The sequence below is a fragment of the Rhizobium sp. CC1099 genome (assembly GCF_029714385.1).
Lineage (GTDB): Bacteria > Pseudomonadota > Alphaproteobacteria > Rhizobiales > Rhizobiaceae > Rhizobium.
In genome coordinates this window covers 1,701,951-1,717,663 of the sequence record NZ_CP121642.1, presented here as the reverse complement: position 1 = coordinate 1,717,663, position 15,713 = coordinate 1,701,951, and the positions used below count along the sequence as shown (strand labels likewise).

Sequence of the window (15,713 nt, the reverse complement as noted above, 5' to 3'; positions counted from 1 at the left end):
GCGTCTAGCACAACTGTCCTAGTCCGGAGCCCGACAGATGTCGAACGATCCTCTCCTTCAGCCTTATCAGCTCAAGCACCTGAAGCTTCGCAACCGCATCATCGTAACGTCGCACGAGCCGGCATACCCTGACGATGGTATGCCCAAGGAGCGGTATCTCGCCTACACCGTTGAAAGGGCAAAGGGCGGTGTCGCCATGACGATGACGGCCGGCTCTGCGGCTGTTTCGAAAGACAGCCCGCCCGTCTTCAACAACCTGCTCGCCTACAAGGACGAGATCGTGCCGTGGCTGAAGGCAATGACCGATGCGGTCCATGAGGAAGGGGCGGCGATCATGATCCAGCTCACGCACCTCGGCCGTCGCACGCGCTGGGACAAGGGCGACTGGCTTCCCGTTGTCGCACCGTCGCATCAGCGCGAGGCCTCACACCGGGCTTTCCCCAAGAAGATCGAAGATTGGGACATCGAGCGCATCATAAAGGACTTTGCCGACGCTGCAGAACGCATGAAGGCCGGGGGCATGGATGGCGTCGAACTGGAGGCCTATGGACACCTGCTTGACCAGTTCGCGTCCCCGCTGACAAACGAACTCGAAGGTCCTTACGGTGGTTCGCTCGACAATCGCATGCGTTTCTGTCTGGATGTTCTGAAGGCGATCCGGAAACGGGTCGGAGAGGACTTCATTCTGGGAATACGCTACACCGCTGATGAATGTCTTCCCGGCGGCACCGGCAAGGCTGACGGCCTCGAAATTTCCAAGCGCCTCAAAGAAAGCGGCCTTGTTGACTACTTGAATGTGATCCGCGGTCATATCGACACCGACGCCGGCCTTACAGATGTCATCCCGATCCAGGGTATGGCGAACTCCCCGCATCTCGATTTTGCGGGTGAGATTCGCGCCGCGACGGATTTCCCCACCTTCCACGCGGCCAAAATCCCGGATGTTGCAACTGCCCGCCATGCGATTGCGTCGGGCAAGGTCGATATGATCGGTATGACCCGCGCTCATATGACGGACCCGCACATCGTTCGCAAAATCATGGAGAAGCGCGAAGAGGACATCCGTCCCTGCGTCGGCGCTAACTACTGTTTGGACCGCATTTACCAGGGTGGGGCGGCCTATTGCATCCACAATGCCGCGACCGGCCGCGAGCTGACGATGCCGCATGTGGTCAAAAAGGCGGACGTTCGTAAGAAAGTTGTCGTTGTCGGCGCAGGCCCCGGGGGGCTTGAAGCCGCAAGGGTTGCAGCCGAGCGCGGCCATGACGTCGTCGTATTCGAGGCGGCCAACGATCCCGGCGGCCAAATCCGCTTGACGGCCCAAAGCGAGCGCCGCAGGGAAATGATCAGCATCATCGACTGGCGGATGAACCAGTGCGAGAAGTACGGTGTGGTCTTCCGTTTCAACACCTGGGCGGAAGCCGACACGGTGGAGGCGGAAAGGCCCGACGTGGTGATCATTGCCACCGGTGGCATACCGCATACAGACGTCCTCTCCACGGGTAATGAACTGGTCGTCTCGGCCTGGGACATCATTTCAGGTGACGTGAAACCAGGAACGAACGTTCTTATCTTCGATGACGCGGGCGACCACGCAGGGCTGCAGGCTGCCGAGTTCATTGCCACGGCGGGCGCCAAGGTGGAAATCATGACACCTGACCGTTCCTTCGCCCCGGAAGTCATGGCGATGAACCTCGTGCCCTATATGCGTTCGCTGCAGAACCTCGACGTCACCTTCACCGTGACCTTCAGGCTTGAAGCGGTCGAAAAGAACGGCAATCAGCTCATTGCCCATGTCGGCAGCGATTACGGCGGTGTTGCGAAGCAGCGCACGGTCGACCAGGTCATCATCAACCATGGGACAATCCCGCTCGATGAACTCTATTTCGAGCTGAAACCCTTTTCCACCAATCTCGGCGAAATTTCGCAGCAGCAATTGGTCGCCGGCGAACCCCAGACTGTCGTGCGCAATCCTGAAGGGAAATTCCAGCTCTTCCGGATCGGTGATGCTGTGGCCGCTCGCAACACCCATGCTGCCATCTACGATGGGTTGCGGATCGCCAAGGATATCTGACGAAAAGGCGGTCCGACATGTCGGACAGCCAACCTTCACGCAGTGACGTCGGGCAGGGGCAGTCGAAGCCTGGATGGTTTGTGGATACGGCGTTTGCAGCATCTGATCAGTCACCCATGCGCCATGCTCGCACGGCTCAATTCTTCAAATATTCTCCGCGCTCAAGCGGCCGGAGATGACGTGAAAAAGGAAGGACCCCATGAAAATTCTCGTCCCCGTGAAGCGGGTGGTTGATTACAATGTGAAGATCCGCGTCAAGCCGGATGGCACGGGCGTCGAGCTTGCCAACGTCAAGATGTCGATGAACCCGTTCGACGAGATCTCGGTGGAAGAGGCGCTGCGGCTGAAGGAAGCCGGCAAGGCTGCGGAAGTGGTCGTCGTGTCGATCGGTCCGGCCAAAGCCGAAGAGACGCTGAGGACGGCGCTTGCCATGGGTGCCGATCGCGCCATCCTGGTCGAGACCGACGAGACGCTCGAGCCGCTTGCCGTTGCCAAGATCCTCAAGGGCGTGGCAGACGCCGAACAGCCGGGCCTGATCATCGTCGGCAAGCAGGCGATCGACGACGACAGCAATCAGACCGGCCAGATGCTCGCCGCGCTCTTGGGCTCTGCCCAGGCAACCTTCGCCTCGAAGATCGAGATTGCCGAAGGTAAAGCGACCGTCACCCGCGAAGTCGATGGTGGCCTGCAGACGATCGACATCAAGCTGCCGGCCGTCGTCACCACCGACCTGCGCTTGAACGAACCACGCTATGCCTCGCTGCCGAACATCATGAAGGCGAAGAAGAAGCCGCTCGACAGACAAGCGCCTTCCGACTTCGGCGTTTCCACCGCTCCGCGCCTGAAGGTGCTGAAGACCGAAGAGCCAAGTGGCCGCAAGGCGGGCGTCAAGGTCAAGTCGGTCGCCGAGCTCGTCGAGAAACTCAAGAACGAAGCCGGCGTCCTCTAAGGCGAGAAAGGAAATACGACCATGGCCATTCTGCTTCTGGCTGACCACGACAATGCAAGCCTTTCCGACCAGACCGCCAAGGCGCTGACCGCTGCTCGCCAGATCGGCGGCGATGTCACCGTGCTGGTTGCCGGCAAGGGTGCCAAGGCTGCCGCCGATGCCGCTGCCAAGCTTTCCGGCGTTTCCAAGGTGCTGCTGGCCGAAAGCGACACGCTTGCCAACAATCTGGCCGAGCCGCTGGCCGACCTGATCGTTTCGCTCGCCGGCAGCTACGACACGATCATTGCGGCTGCGACCTCGACCGGCAAGAACGTCGCTCCGCGCGTTGCAGCCCTTCTCGACGTCGCGCAGGTGTCGGAAATCATCGAAGTCGTCGCGCCCGACACCTTCAGCGGCCGATCTATGCCGGCAACGCCATCCAGACGGTGCAGGCAACCGACGCCAGACAAGTCATCACCGTGCGCACCGCCTCCTTCGCTGTTGCCGAGACCAGCGGTTCGGCTCCGGTCGAGGCAATCCCGGCCGTTTCCGATCCGGGTCTTTCGACCTTCGTCAAGGACGCGCTGTCGGCTTCCGACCGCCCGGAGCTGACGTCGGCAAAGATTATCATCTCCGGCGGCCGCGCACTCGGCTCGGCCGAGAAGTTCAGGCAAGTCATCCTGCCGCTCGCCGACAAGCTGGGAGCCGCCGTCGGTGCAAGCCGTGCGGCCGTCGATGCCGGCTATGCGCCGAACGACTGGCAGGTCGGCCAGACCGGCAAGGTCGTCGCCCCGGAACTCTACATCGCCTGCGGCATTTCCGGTGCCATCCAGCACCTTGCCGGCATGAAGGACTCGAAGGTCATCGTCGCCATCAACAAGGACGAGGAGGCCCCGATCTTCCAGGTCGCAGACTACGGCCTCGTCGCCGATCTCTTCGAGGCCCTGCCGGAACTGCAGAGTTCAATTTGATCGCTGTTATTTCCGTGTTAACAGGCGCGCCGATCTAATCCATGAACGTGCTGCCTCAGTCGCAGTCCGGTTTCATCCACGGCGGAGAAAAACATGTCGCAAGTCTCGACACCACTCAAGCGGAGCGCGGACCTGCTACTCAATGACGACAGCGCGCCAATACGACGACAGGTCTCCGTGCTTGGCGGAGGTTTTCGTCCCCGAGCTTTGCAGGAGGTTCTCAACGCAATTGGCGACGCCCTCTTGTCGTCCCAGGCTCCTGTCATGGCAAGTTACATTGCGGGCAAAATATACCAGAGGCTCGAAAAACGGGGTGTGGCCAGACGCATCGATACCGCCACACCGTTGAAACCTGAGCATTTTGACCGCGCTCTCTCTAATCTGCATGCCTCTCTGCCCCGGTTTGCTGGCGGCGCAACAGGCTTGGCGGAATTGAACGAGCAACTGTCCTGGCGAAGCGGCCGGACCGGCCCATTTGCAAGCCTCAGGTTCGAGCAATCTCACGCTCATGCGATCGTCGTCGGACCTCACGGCCTTGAGGAACGCAGTGACGTGCGCCTCGGACTGACCTTGATGGCCCCTTACAGCCGTTTTCCAGATCACGTGCAATTCCATTCACGTGTATTCTTGCTTCTGTCCGGTGGCGAAGTTTGCCTCGACGACAGCAATTGGTTCCGTGCCACTGCAGGGACCGTCTTCTTCAATGAAGCTGGCAAGAAGTTCGCGATGCGATGCACTGCTGAGCCCTTATTGGCAGTCTGGTGCCACGTCGAAGACACGTCTCTTTGATCGACGCGATGATTTACCGAATATGTGAATTGCGAAACGAAATCAGGAAGGAAGCAAACCCATGGATGTTCGCGCCGCCGTTGCCGTTCAGGCTGGAAAACCGCTGGAAGTCATGACCGTGCAGCTGGAAGGCCCGCGGGCCGGCGAGGTTCTGGTCGAGGTCAAGGCGACCGGCATCTGCCACACGGACGATTTCACGCTGTCTGGCGCCGATCCGGAGGGCCTGTTTCCGGCAATCCTCGGCCATGAGGGTGCCGGCATCGTCGTCGATGTCGGACCGGGCGTCACTTCGGTCAAGAAGGGCGACCACGTCATTCCGCTCTATACGCCGGAATGCCGTGAATGTCCGTCCTGCCTGTCGCGCAAGACCAATCTCTGCACGGCGATCCGCGCCACCCAGGGCCAGGGCCTGATGCCGGACGGCACGTCGCGCTTTTCGATCGGCAAGGACAAGATCCATCACTACATGGGCTGCTCGACCTTTGCCAATTACACGGTGCTGCCCGAGATCGCCGTTGCCAAGGTCAATGCGGACGCCCCCTTCGACAAGATCTGCTACATCGGCTGCGGCGTCACCACCGGCATCGGCGCCGTCATCAACACCGCCAAGGTGGAGATCGGCGCAACGGCGATCGTCTTCGGCCTCGGCGGCATCGGCCTCAACGTCATCCAGGGCCTGAAGCTTGCCGGCGCCGACATGATCATCGGTGTCGACATCAACAATGACCGCAAGGTGTGGGGCGAAAAGTTTGGCATGACGCATTTCGTCAATCCGAAGGAGGTCGGCGACGACATCGTGCCCTATCTCGTCAACATGACGAAGCGCGGCGCCGACCAGATCGGCGGTGCCGACTACACCTTCGACTGCACCGGCAACACCAAGGTGATGCGCCAGGCGCTGGAAGCCAGCCATCGCGGCTGGGGCAAGTCGGTCGTCATCGGGGTTGCCGGTGCCGGCCAGGAAATCTCCACCCGCCCGTTCCAGCTGGTCACCGGCCGCAGCTGGATGGGCACCGCCTTTGGCGGCGCGCGTGGCCGCACCGACGTGCCGAAGATCGTCGACTGGTACATGGAAGGCAAAATTGAGATCGATCCGATGATCACCCATACGATGCCGCTCGAAGACATCAACAAGGGCTTCGAACTCATGCATTCCGGTCAAAGCATCCGCGGCGTGGTTGTCTACTGATCCTGCCGACGGGGCGGCGCCTGAACACCGGCACTCGGTTCGAGGCAGCCGGCCGCCCGCCACTCCTTTCTCTTCGCGAGGCATCGGTCAACTCACCGATGCCTCTCGTCCTGCGATACGGCTTCGAGCATCCCGAGGATCGAGTAGGCGGCCTTAACCCGCTCAGGGATGGGATAGTTACGGTTGGCAAGCAGTACTACGCCGATCCGGCGCGTTGGCACGAACGCGGCATAGGCTCCAAAGCCACCGGTGGAACCCGTCTTATTGAAAAACACGTCCTGGGCTGGCTTTTGTGGCGGCACGAGCGGGGCCACCGCGTGAGGCTTCATCGCCATGTCGGATGAGTTGCCAGCGAGGAGTATATCCAGTGCTGCCGGCCAGGCATAGAGCTCCCACCCCAGGGACTGGAACGTATCGCCTATCCGATAGTAGCCGGTCTGGGTTGCGCCAATCGCTTTCTGCAGCGAAGGTTCAAGCCCAGAGGGATCTATATTCGCCTCGACGAAGCGCAACAGGTCGGCCGCAGTCGTCTTGACCCCGTAGGCCTGTGCATCGAGCGCTCCCGGGCTCACTCGCACGGGATTGTTTTGCTTGTTGTAGCCGAAGGCGTAATCTCCCATTTCCGCCTCTGGGACGCGGATATAGCTGTTGGTGAGACCAAGTGCAGGAAAGAGGGTGCCCTCCATGAGCTCAGGGAAGGGCTTTCTGAGGCTCGCAGCTGCGAGGGTTCCGAACAGACCAATGCTGGGATTGGAGTAAACGCGATACGTGCCGGGTTCATAGCCAGGGCGCCATCCGCGGAAATAACGCGTGAGCGTGCTATTGTTGACGACCTCGTCGGGAAACTGCAGCGGCAGACCTCCCGCCGTATAGGTACCCAGTTCGAGCACGGTGATATGATCGAAGGCGCTGCCTGCCAGCTCCCGCATATGCTCGCTCGCAGCATCGGAGAAGGCGAGCGCTCCTTTGGCCTCAGCATAGGCGCCGAGCGTGGCGGTAAAGGTTTTGCTGACGGAGCCGATCTCGAACAGCGTGTCAGCGGTGACGGGGGTTGCCTTTTCCTTGTCGGCGAGACCATAGTTGAAAATAAACCGGCGGCCATCAACAGAGATGCCCACCGCCATGCCGGCTACGCCGTTTTCGGTCATCAACGCCTTGACGGTCCGGTCGACCACGGGCCTGATCCTGCCTTCAATAACGTCTGCCTCTGCACGGCAGGCAAGAAAGGCGCCGAAAAGGGAAAAACAGGCACCGGCGCAAACCGCATATGTCCTGCTGGATATTGTCCTCATAGCTCCTGGTATCCTCGCTTCAATGGGGCCGCCCGCACTCCCGGAAGCGGGCCTGCGCGGTGTGACGGGCCTGCAGCTGCGGTCACACGCAGTACTGCCAAGGCACACGCGGCCGCCCGCAGGCGCGACACTGTATAGGCCGTCGTCCGCGCCTTGAGCAAACGACAAAATCTCGCCTTAGGCATAAGAAAATCTAGGTCTGCCGATGGCTGTTGAAGCTCAGGTAACCCTCCGATTTCAACTGGCGCTGCCCATATCCATGTAAGCCGGTTCGAAAACGTGTCCGTCCGGATCAGCAAAGCTGCGCAGGTACATGAATCCCAAATCCTGCGGCTCGCGGACATCCGCCTGGCCGCCTGATCTGGCGGCGGCCTCCACCATGGCATCGACCTCCTCGCGGCTGTCGCGAGACAGAGCGATCAGCATACCGCTCGTCGCGTGCGCGTCAGCGATCGGCTTTGCTGTGAACGTCTGATAATAACCATGTTGCAGAAGCTGGAACGTGATCGTTTCTGACCACACCATCGAGCTCGCATTTTCATTGGAGAACTGCTCGTTCTTGACGCAGCCGATGGCCTCGTAGAAAGCCGTCGCGGTTGCCAGATCCTTCACCGGCAGGTTCAGAAAGATCATTTTAGTCATTATCTTGCTCCTCTCAGAGATGGCTTAAACAAAGGTCTGCTCGAACGTCTGGCTCGGATGGATGCAGACGATCTCCAGCCGGCCGGTGCCGACATTTTCGAAACGATGAGGAACGTTGGCCGGGCCAACAATGATGTCGCCGGCAGAGCCGCGCGTCTTATCATTGCCAACCGTGAACTCGGCCTCCCCCTTTCGAACCACCCAGGTCTCGGCATAGGGATGAACATGCAGCGCCGGGCCGCGGCCCGGATCCGCGTCCACGATAAAAACCGATACCTCGCTGCCGAAGTGACGACCTTCGAAGCGGACAGTACGGCTCGTGCCGGGCTCGGGATGCTGATAGCGATAAACCGAAAACATCCTGATCTCCTCCAACCGTTCGCAGTTATCTTCACAAGAAGACATATTTGGAAACTATCTTCTCGTCAAGATAAATATCTTCTCACAAAGATATCTTTGCGACTGAGGCGCCATGGTGTATGGAACAGCACCACGCAAATGTGGGGCACGACGAAGCAAACGAGGATCATGCGGGTGGCGCCAGACAACAACCGCGGCTCAAAGGAGGGCGCTGTCGAAGACCATGCCGACCGGCTCCGCGCGCAATGGGCCTGCGAATTGCCGGACCTCGACACCGAGCCGATGGCGATTTTGGGACGCGCGAAACGGCTAACAAATCTGGTGGCGCCCTCCATCGAGGAGACCTTTGCCAAGTTCGGTCTCGATCGCGGCGAGTTCGACGTCATCGCGACCCTGCGCAGATCTGGACCACCCTACCAGCTGACGCCGACGGCAATGTATACGACGCTTATGCTGTCTTCCGGCGGACTGACGCACCGCCTTGATCGGCTGGAAAAGGCTGGTCTGATTGTGCGCGAGAAATCGGCCCACGACGGGCGAAGTGTTGTCGTTTGCCTGACCGCAACGGGCATCGCGCTAGCCGAAAAGGCGTTTCGCGCGGATATGGCCAGTGAACTCTTGTTCCTGGAAGGTTTGGATGTCGAAGAGCGCGCGGCTCTGGCCGCCCTGCTGCGCAAGCTTGTCATGAGTATAGAGGCAGGCCCGAGCGATAAAGCAACCTCGTGATCTCGATGTCGCGCCAGCATAAGAAACTCACTCTCAGCATTGAGCGCCGTCGCTGACCAGGTGCGATATGAAGGCGATTCAGATGTAAGCCGGGAGAAATCTCATCGCCTCCTCTGCTTCCTGATGACGTCCGCGTTCTTCGCGACCCGTCGACCTCAGACAGCACCTCGTCGCTCACACCTGCCCAGGTAGGCGAGGGTCTGACGTTCCTCAAGGACGAATACACCTGACGACAAGAGCTTCAGCGAAAAGGAGAGGCTTGCGTTCGAGCGATTTGGCCGATCGGACGATGGCAGCCGCCGATGAATGCAAGATGTGGTGATTGCGCGTAACGGACACCTGTCGGTCCGGACATCGGCGCTCAACCCGATCGTCATCGCGATCCTCCACTGGAAGCGGTTGCGCTTTACCCTAGTCCTGTGTCCACGCCGAAAACGCCTCGGGCAGTACGTTCGACCCGCAGATCACCGTGACCACACGCTTGCCGCGGTATCGCGAGGGATCTTCCAGGATCGCGGCAACGCCAAGGGCGGCCGATGGCTCGACCACGAGGCCGGAGTGCCGATGGAGCAGGCGCATGCCCGCCTTGATGCTTGCCTCCTCAACCAGCGGCACGTGATTGGCGACGGCGAGCAGGTCCTGAAGGACCGCCGCGATTGGGAACCGGCCGGCGACACCGTCGGCGATGGTATCGGTGCGATCGGTGGTGACGACCGATCGCGCCCGCCAGGACAGGGCCATGGCGGGCGCGCCGCTCGGCTGGATGCACACCACCTCCGTTGCGGGCGACAGGCACTTGAAAACGTGGCCAACGCCGGTGGCGAGCGCACCGCCGCCGAGCGCAAGCAGCATCGTGTCGATGCGGTCGAACCCTTCGACAAGCTCCAGCCCGATCGTGCCCGCGCCTTCGCAGGTGTCGAGGTTTTCGCTGTCCTCCACGAGTAAAGCGTTGCAGCTGGCCGCGATTTCGCGAGCGCGCTTTCGCGCGTCCTCGATGTCGCCCTCGACAAGTTCGACGGCGGCTCCGAGCCGGCGAATGTGATCGATCTTCGCGGCATTGGCGCTTGTGGCGGCGACCACTGTCACGCCAATACCGCGTTCCCGCCCACTATATGCGAGCGCCTGCCCGAGATTGCCGGCGCTGGCGCAGACCGCGGCCTTCCGATCAGCGCTTCTTGCGAGGCGGGACATTACGACCTCGGTCCCACGTCCCTTGAAGCATCGGATCGGGTTTGCGGTCTCAAGTTTGATGACGAGTTCGCAGCCCAGACGATCGCCAAGAGATGGACAGCCGAATTGGGGCGTGTCGCGAAACATCCGTGAGATATGTTCCCTCGCCTCAAAGATGCGCCCGAGGTCGAGCCTGGTGTCTGGTTGCCGGGTTTCCCGGGATGCTGCGGGTCTTTCACTGACAGGCTGCATGTGACATCCTCCGACGCGGTTGTTGCAGTTGCGCATTTGTGCGTTATAGCGCACGTTCGAAGTGTGCGCTATAACGCACAAATGCGAGGTCAGTCAGAAATGAAGTCCATCAGTCCCGTTGACACGGGGAATCTACTGAAATCGATCAGGCACGACCTTGGATGGAGCCTCGACAAGACTGCAGAGCGTACTGGAGTGAGCAAGGCGATGCTGGGCCAGATCGAGCGTGGCGAATCCACGCCGACGGTTGCGACGCTTTGGAAGATCGCGACGGGCTTGCGGGTTCCGATGACCACCCTGCTTGAGCCAGATCGCGAAGTAGGCGATGTGTTGCTTTTGCGTGACGCCAGTCGTCTCCGGGTGCGCCCGTCGGAGGAAGGCATGCAACGCGCATTGTTGTTCCCTTATGAGACCCGGTTCGGCTTCGAACTCTATGAACTGACCTTCGCGCCCGACTTCGAGAGTATCTCAGAGCCGCATGACATCGGGGTTGTGGAGCATGTGACCGTCCTGCGCGGGGAGATCGAATTGCTCGTGGAGGAAGAGTGGAGACGGGTCGAGCACGGGCAGTCGCTGAGGTTTCCTGCCGACCGCCGCCATGGCTACCGCAATCGGACGCAAAGTGAGACTGTTGTCATGGATTTGATCCACTATCGGTTCGTTCCGCAGAATATCGCGGGTCGCAAAACGCAAGCGGGTTCTTGATCGAGGCGTTCCGACGTCGCGACCTGCATCTTCCCTCAGGTACCAGGAGTGTTCCGACTACGAGATCAAGGCTGGGGAGATGATTTCCTTCGATACGGACATGATCGGCCCTTATGGCTACTGTGCCGATCGCTCCCGCTCTTGGACCTGCGGTCATCGTGCCATGAACGAAAAACAGCGGGAGCTTTATGCCGCAGCCAGAGATCAGATCGACCACAACCTCGCAGTTCTAAGACCGGGAATTGCGTTTGCGGAGTGATTTCCGGGCGGCTCTCGCGCAGACGTCGGCTGGATACGCCGTTGCGGCTGTTGACCAGCTTCGACAGGGCGATCTTCGGAGGGTAATGCACCAGCAGGTGAACATGATCGTCCTCGCCGTCGCATTCGATCAATCCGGCCTCGAAGTCGCGACACAGCTTGGCGAAGATGCGCCGCAGGTTCGGATTGCCGGTTCTGACAGAACGTCATGGCGGTATTTCGTGACAAAGACCAAATGACCATGGAGCATGTAGACGACATGCCTGCCGGTGCGATCCACGGTTGCGCTCCTTGGAGCAATTGATAGAATCGTAACATGATCCACCGCGCTTTCCGCTACAAGCTCGCTCCGACCGGCGAACAGGAAGTCCTGTTGCGGCAGTTCGCGGGGGTTGTGCGGCTGGTCTAGAATCTGGCGCTGGAGCAGCGCAGGGACTGGTGGCGGCATTACCGGCGGCAGACCGGGAACCGCTTGAACGACTCGCCCAGGCGCGGGAATTGACCGCACTGCGGGCCGCGTTCGACTGGATTGCCGCCGTGCATGTGACGCCCCAGCAGCAGGCCCTGCGCGATCTGGATAAGGCGTATGCCAACTTCTTCGCCGGGCGCGCAGGATATCCCTCACCCCGCAAGAAGGGCGTGAACGGCGCCTTCCGCTTTCAGGGGCGGGAGATCCGAGGTCAAGCGCCTGAACGGCAAGTGGTCCGCCGCGCGCCTTCCCAAGATCGGCTGGGTGAAGTTCCGCGACACGCGGCTGCTGCGTGGCAAGACCATGAATGTGACGGTGAGCCTGGCGGCGAACGGCTGGCACATCGCCTTCGCCTGCGAAATCGACCATGCCGTCCCGCAAAACGATTTGCCCGCCGTGGGGATCGACCGGGGCGTGGCGAACACGCTGACGCTTTCGACCGGGGAGCATTGGTGGATGCCTGCCGGCCTTGCGGAGATCGAGCCCAGGAAGCGCCGGGCCCAGCGCGTTCTGGCGCGGCGCAAGCGCGGGTCGCGCCGCCACGCGAAGGCCCGCCGCCGCGTTGCAGCCTTGCAGGCCCGTGCTGCCCGCATCCGGCAGGATTGGCGGCACAAGGCCAGTCTTGATATCGCCCGTCGCTTCGCAACGGTCGTGCTGGAAGACCTCGCCACGCGCAACATGACGCGCAGCGCCAGGGGAACCGTGGACGCGCCCGGAACCAACGTCTGCCAGAAGGCGGGCCTGAACCGGGCGATCCTCGAACAAGGCTGGCACGGCTTTGAAACCGTGTTGGCCGACAAGCTCGAAGAACGGGGCGGATACCTGTGCAAGGTCGATCCCCGCCACACCTCGCAGACCTGTTCGGCCTGCGCAGCCGTGGACAGGGAAAGCCGCGAAAGCCAAGCGTCTTTAATGCGGCTTGCGCGCCCATGCCGACCACAATGCTGCAATCAACATCCTGCGTCGGAACACGGCGTCTATGATCGTGGAGGAAGGGCAGCCGCTCTCCGTTGAAGCGATAACGATCGGCGGAGCTTCGCGCCCCCTCGGAAATCCCCCGCTTTCAAGCGGGGGAAGATGTTAAATGTTCTGCGCCTTCAAACTCGAACAGGATTGCCGGGCCATCGGCAAGGATGAGCGCATAGCGGGACGCATTGTGCATGGTCCAGATGCTCATGTTCGATGAGTCGAACGCATATCGAATGTTAACGGGATCATAGAGAAGGAGTGCGCCGCAGTCCCATTCCTGCATCGTGGCCCGCAGTCTGCCGAGTCGATATCGGCGAGCCCTATCCAGAGTGGCGGAGGGAAGGGGACTTTTGAGCGGCCGATCCGCTCCCTCCGGATTGAGATAGGCCTTCTTCCTTTCGTCTTTGAAAACGGTCGACCCCGCTGGGCCTCCTGGGGCGATGACGTTCTCATTCATTGGGTCGGGATCCTCTCGAACACAGTTCGTACAAAAACGGCCGCGTGTCAGCCCGAGGAGCGTGTCGGTCATTCAGGGATGATCAGCGGTCGATGACCAGATCGCTCAGCGGCTTTGAACAGCAAGGCAAGAACAGACCGGCATCGACCTCCCTCTGGCGAATGCCGCCGTTATGCTTCATCTCGACTGATCCCGAGACGAGCTTGGACTTGCACGTTCCGCAGACGCCATTGGCACACGATGACGGAAGCCTCAGACCAGCCTTCTTGGCACAGCCGAGAACCGTCTGTTCCGATGCAACCTCGATGGTACGAGCCTGCTTCAGGAATTGCACTTGGAAGGTCTTCGCGACGACCGGCGCCTCGCCGATAGGCAGTTCGGCTTCATCAAGCATGGCCGCGTCGAAACTTTCCTCAATGTAGTTCGACGTCGGTACCCCCAGGTCGGCAGATATCTTCCTGGCCGCGGCCATGAACGGCGCCGGGCCGCAGCACATGACGATCCTCTCGGCTATATCCGGTACCGCCATCTTTATGTACTCGGGCGTTATTCGTCCCGTGATGCCAGGCCACCAGCGTTCACCCGTGAGATGTTCCGGAAGAAAATGGAGCCTCAGCCCCTTCATCTTCGTTGTAAGCGTGGACAGCTCGTCCCGGAAGATGAGGTCGAGCGGCGTCCTTGCAGCATGGATGAACACGACGTCTGTCGGGTCGCAGGTGTCGGCCAGATCACGGACAATCGACATCACAGGCGTGATGCCAGATCCGCCTGACAGCAGCAGCTTCTTGCCGCGTCCGGAGGGACGGATGAAATGTCCAAGCGGACCTTGCGCCTTCACGGCCGCGCCGGACTTCAGATTGTCGTGCAGCCAGTTGGAGACCCGTCCGTCCGGCACCCGCTTCACGGTGACCGTGAAAGCATTCGGTCTCTGCGGTGAGGAGGATATGCTGTAGCAACGGGGTTCGGCATCTGCGCCAAGCGGGAAGTCGAAGAGAAAATACTGACCGGCCTGGAAGGCGAACCGTTTGCCCTGGGGAGACGCGAACGTGAAGCTTTTCACGTCGTGCGTCTCTTGATGCACGTCGATACAGACAAGGGTATCGTCCAGTTCTGGATCCCAGACGTCCGTCGGCGCGTTCGAAGCGCTCGTCAAGGTCTTAATATCCATGAGCTCGCATCCGGTCGATGTACCAGGTCGCGAACTTGTCGAGATTCGTTTCGGAGAAGCGCGAGTAGGGACCCGGGACATAGGCGGGGTCGAGGACGCCTGCGTGAGATCGCGCGACAAGCTCCGCGTCCTGGTCGGTCGTCGCAACCCAAACGTTCGTCAACTTTTCGAGATCGTAGTCGACGCCTTCCACGGCATACTTGTGAACAAGCCACTTCGTGCGCACGAGGGTCTTGTCAGCCGAAAGCGGGATGACGATTGCAACGACCGCATGGTCGCCCATGAAGTGGTTCCAGCTATTGTGTCCCCACAGATGCGTGTCACCCAGGTCTTTCCTGGTCATGGTGCCGAGAAGCTTCGACGAAGCCGCGGTCGCGTCAGGCGTCTGCGATTCACCGGCACCCGAAATGATCAGCCGCTGTGTTCTGAAGTTTGTCTCGCAATCGACGAGCTGTTCGACGGCGGCGGAAGGATAGCCGAAGGCCTCCCAGCTCTTGGTTTTCTCTGCGTAGAGAGCTTCATGCTGTTTTGCCTGCTCGCGGTCTTCCGGGCTCAGGCTTCCCGGATCGAATCCGAAATCCAGATCGACGAACGATACGCAGAGCTCCGGATGGTTCGCAGAGCAGTGGTAGCATTCGCGATTGTTTTCCATCGTCAGCTTCCAGTTGCCGTGTTCGACCACGTCAGCCTGAAAAGCCACCTTTGTGTTGCGGATATCGTAGGGCGCGAGCCGTTCCGTCATGACCTCTTCAAGGCGGTCGATGTCGGCCGGTGGATTGTCGGAGAGGCAGGCGTAAATGAGACCACCGATCGATTTGAAATTGACCGGCCTGAGGCTCTTGCAGCTCTTGTCGAAATCGGCGCCCATGTGAGGCGCGTAGGCGAGTTCGCCGTCAAGCTCGTAGGTCCACTGGTGGTATGGACAGACGAGCTTGGAGACCACGCTCGATCCCGCGTCAAGGATCCGCGAGCCGCGATGACGGCATACGTTGTGCACGACGCGGATCTGATTGTCGTCGTCGCGAAGAATGATGAGGCTGCTGTTGCCAATATCGATAACGTTGGCGTCTCCCGGTTCTGGAACATCGCATTCCAGACCGATGCAGATCCAGTGTTTGCGAAAGAATACGTCGACGTCGGCCTCGAAAACATCCGCGCGGCTGTAGAGCCCGGCGGGAAGCGAATGGCCGTCCGCCCTTGAACCGAGAAGCGATGAAATCGACGAAGCGACGGTCTGAAGCATAATTCTACCTCATGATTGGATGGGCAATCATCCGCTTCATCTTCACATGGT

Annotated in this window: 14 protein-coding genes and 4 pseudogenes; 10 read left to right on the top strand and 8 right to left on the bottom strand. The window is 60.3% G+C overall.

The genetic code is table 11. The features are described from left to right. Nucleotides 1-37: 37 nt before the first annotated feature. From QA644_RS29435 to QA644_RS29415, 5 genes and pseudogenes are all read left to right on the top strand, one after another. Complete coding sequence (locus tag QA644_RS29435) at nucleotides 38-2,074, top strand: NADH:flavin oxidoreductase (RefSeq protein WP_283072726.1); 2,037 nt, start codon at nucleotides 38-40, stop codon at nucleotides 2,072-2,074. Nucleotides 2,075-2,273: 199 nt separating this feature from the next. Further along, nucleotides 2,274-3,023 (top strand): electron transfer flavoprotein subunit beta/FixA family protein, encoded by a 750-nt coding sequence (locus tag QA644_RS29430; protein ID WP_283072725.1) that lies wholly within the window; start codon nucleotides 2,274-2,276, stop codon nucleotides 3,021-3,023. A 21-nt stretch (nucleotides 3,024-3,044) separates the two neighbouring features. Then, a pseudogene (locus tag QA644_RS29425) lies at nucleotides 3,045-3,973 on the top strand (electron transfer flavoprotein subunit alpha/FixB family protein). A 93-nt stretch (nucleotides 3,974-4,066) separates the two neighbouring features. Continuing rightward, nucleotides 4,067-4,762 (top strand): dimethylsulfonioproprionate lyase family protein, encoded by a 696-nt coding sequence (locus QA644_RS29420; RefSeq protein WP_074072299.1) that lies wholly within the window; start codon nucleotides 4,067-4,069, stop codon nucleotides 4,760-4,762. A 61-nt stretch (nucleotides 4,763-4,823) separates the two neighbouring features. After that, nucleotides 4,824-5,951, top strand: coding sequence for an S-(hydroxymethyl)glutathione dehydrogenase/class III alcohol dehydrogenase (locus tag QA644_RS29415; protein ID WP_283072724.1), 1,128 nt, complete (start codon nucleotides 4,824-4,826; stop codon nucleotides 5,949-5,951). A gap of 92 nt (nucleotides 5,952-6,043) precedes the next feature. Here QA644_RS29415 and ampC read toward each other — a convergent pair whose 3' ends face one another. The 3 genes from ampC to QA644_RS29400 form a co-directional block, all read right to left on the bottom strand. Then, nucleotides 6,044-7,099: a class C beta-lactamase gene (gene ampC / locus QA644_RS29410; protein WP_283072723.1), complete on the bottom strand. Its 1,056-nt coding sequence runs from the start codon at nucleotides 7,097-7,099 to the stop codon at nucleotides 6,044-6,046. Nucleotides 7,100-7,480: 381 nt separating this feature from the next. Beyond that, on the bottom strand, nucleotides 7,481-7,885 hold the full coding sequence (locus QA644_RS29405) for a VOC family protein (protein WP_194730848.1): 405 nt from the start codon (nucleotides 7,883-7,885) through the stop codon (nucleotides 7,481-7,483). 24 nt (nucleotides 7,886-7,909) lie between these two features. Continuing rightward, nucleotides 7,910-8,245, bottom strand: coding sequence for a cupin domain-containing protein (locus QA644_RS29400; RefSeq protein ID WP_194730849.1), 336 nt, complete (start codon nucleotides 8,243-8,245; stop codon nucleotides 7,910-7,912). Between the two features lie 174 nt (nucleotides 8,246-8,419). On the opposite strand from QA644_RS29400, the gene QA644_RS29395 reads away from it, so the two are divergent. Further along, nucleotides 8,420-8,971, top strand: a complete 552-nt coding sequence (locus QA644_RS29395) for a MarR family transcriptional regulator (RefSeq protein ID WP_283072721.1) — start codon at nucleotides 8,420-8,422, stop codon at nucleotides 8,969-8,971. Nucleotides 8,972-9,382: 411 nt separating this feature from the next. Here QA644_RS29395 and QA644_RS29390 read toward each other — a convergent pair whose 3' ends face one another. After that, nucleotides 9,383-10,288, bottom strand: coding sequence for a pyridoxal-phosphate dependent enzyme (locus QA644_RS29390; RefSeq protein WP_283074051.1), 906 nt, complete (start codon nucleotides 10,286-10,288; stop codon nucleotides 9,383-9,385). Nucleotides 10,289-10,474: 186 nt separating this feature from the next. Between QA644_RS29390 and QA644_RS29385 the strand changes: the two genes are divergently transcribed. Both QA644_RS29385 and QA644_RS29380 read left to right on the top strand, forming a co-directional pair. Further along, complete coding sequence (locus QA644_RS29385) at nucleotides 10,475-11,098, top strand: XRE family transcriptional regulator (RefSeq protein WP_283074050.1); 624 nt, start codon at nucleotides 10,475-10,477, stop codon at nucleotides 11,096-11,098. Next, nucleotides 11,094-11,342: pseudogene (locus tag QA644_RS29380) on the top strand (M24 family metallopeptidase); the annotation flags it as partial. The gene QA644_RS29385 and the pseudogene QA644_RS29380, both read left to right, overlap by 5 nt. A gap of 28 nt (nucleotides 11,343-11,370) precedes the next feature. On the opposite strand, the pseudogene tnpA reads toward QA644_RS29380, so the two are convergent. After that, nucleotides 11,371-11,606: pseudogene (gene tnpA, locus QA644_RS29375) on the bottom strand (IS200/IS605 family transposase); the annotation flags it as partial. A 66-nt stretch (nucleotides 11,607-11,672) separates the two neighbouring features. Between tnpA and QA644_RS29370 the strand changes: the two are divergent. Next, nucleotides 11,673-11,765 (top strand): helix-turn-helix domain-containing protein, encoded by a 93-nt coding sequence (locus QA644_RS29370; RefSeq protein ID WP_283072720.1) that lies wholly within the window; start codon nucleotides 11,673-11,675, stop codon nucleotides 11,763-11,765. A gap of 324 nt (nucleotides 11,766-12,089) precedes the next feature. Next, nucleotides 12,090-12,839 carry a transposase gene (locus tag QA644_RS29365; protein WP_283072718.1) on the top strand — a complete coding sequence of 250 codons (750 nt, stop codon included), beginning with the start codon at nucleotides 12,090-12,092 and terminating at the stop codon, nucleotides 12,837-12,839. Nucleotides 12,840-12,906: 67 nt separating this feature from the next. On the opposite strand, the pseudogene QA644_RS29360 reads toward QA644_RS29365, so the two are convergent. From QA644_RS29360 to QA644_RS29350, 3 genes and pseudogenes are all read right to left on the bottom strand, one after another. After that, nucleotides 12,907-13,251 (bottom strand): annotated as a pseudogene (locus tag QA644_RS29360) (aminopeptidase P family protein); the annotation flags it as partial. Between the two features lie 82 nt (nucleotides 13,252-13,333). Continuing rightward, a complete protein-coding gene (locus QA644_RS29355) occupies nucleotides 13,334-14,419 on the bottom strand; it encodes a hybrid-cluster NAD(P)-dependent oxidoreductase (RefSeq protein ID WP_283072717.1) in 1,086 nt (361 codons plus the stop codon). Further along, entirely contained in the window at nucleotides 14,409-15,662 is a 1,254-nt protein-coding gene (locus QA644_RS29350; protein ID WP_283072716.1) for an aromatic ring-hydroxylating dioxygenase subunit alpha, read from the bottom strand. The genes QA644_RS29355 and QA644_RS29350 overlap by 11 nt, the downstream gene beginning before the upstream one ends. Nucleotides 15,663-15,713: the final 51 nt, after the last annotated feature.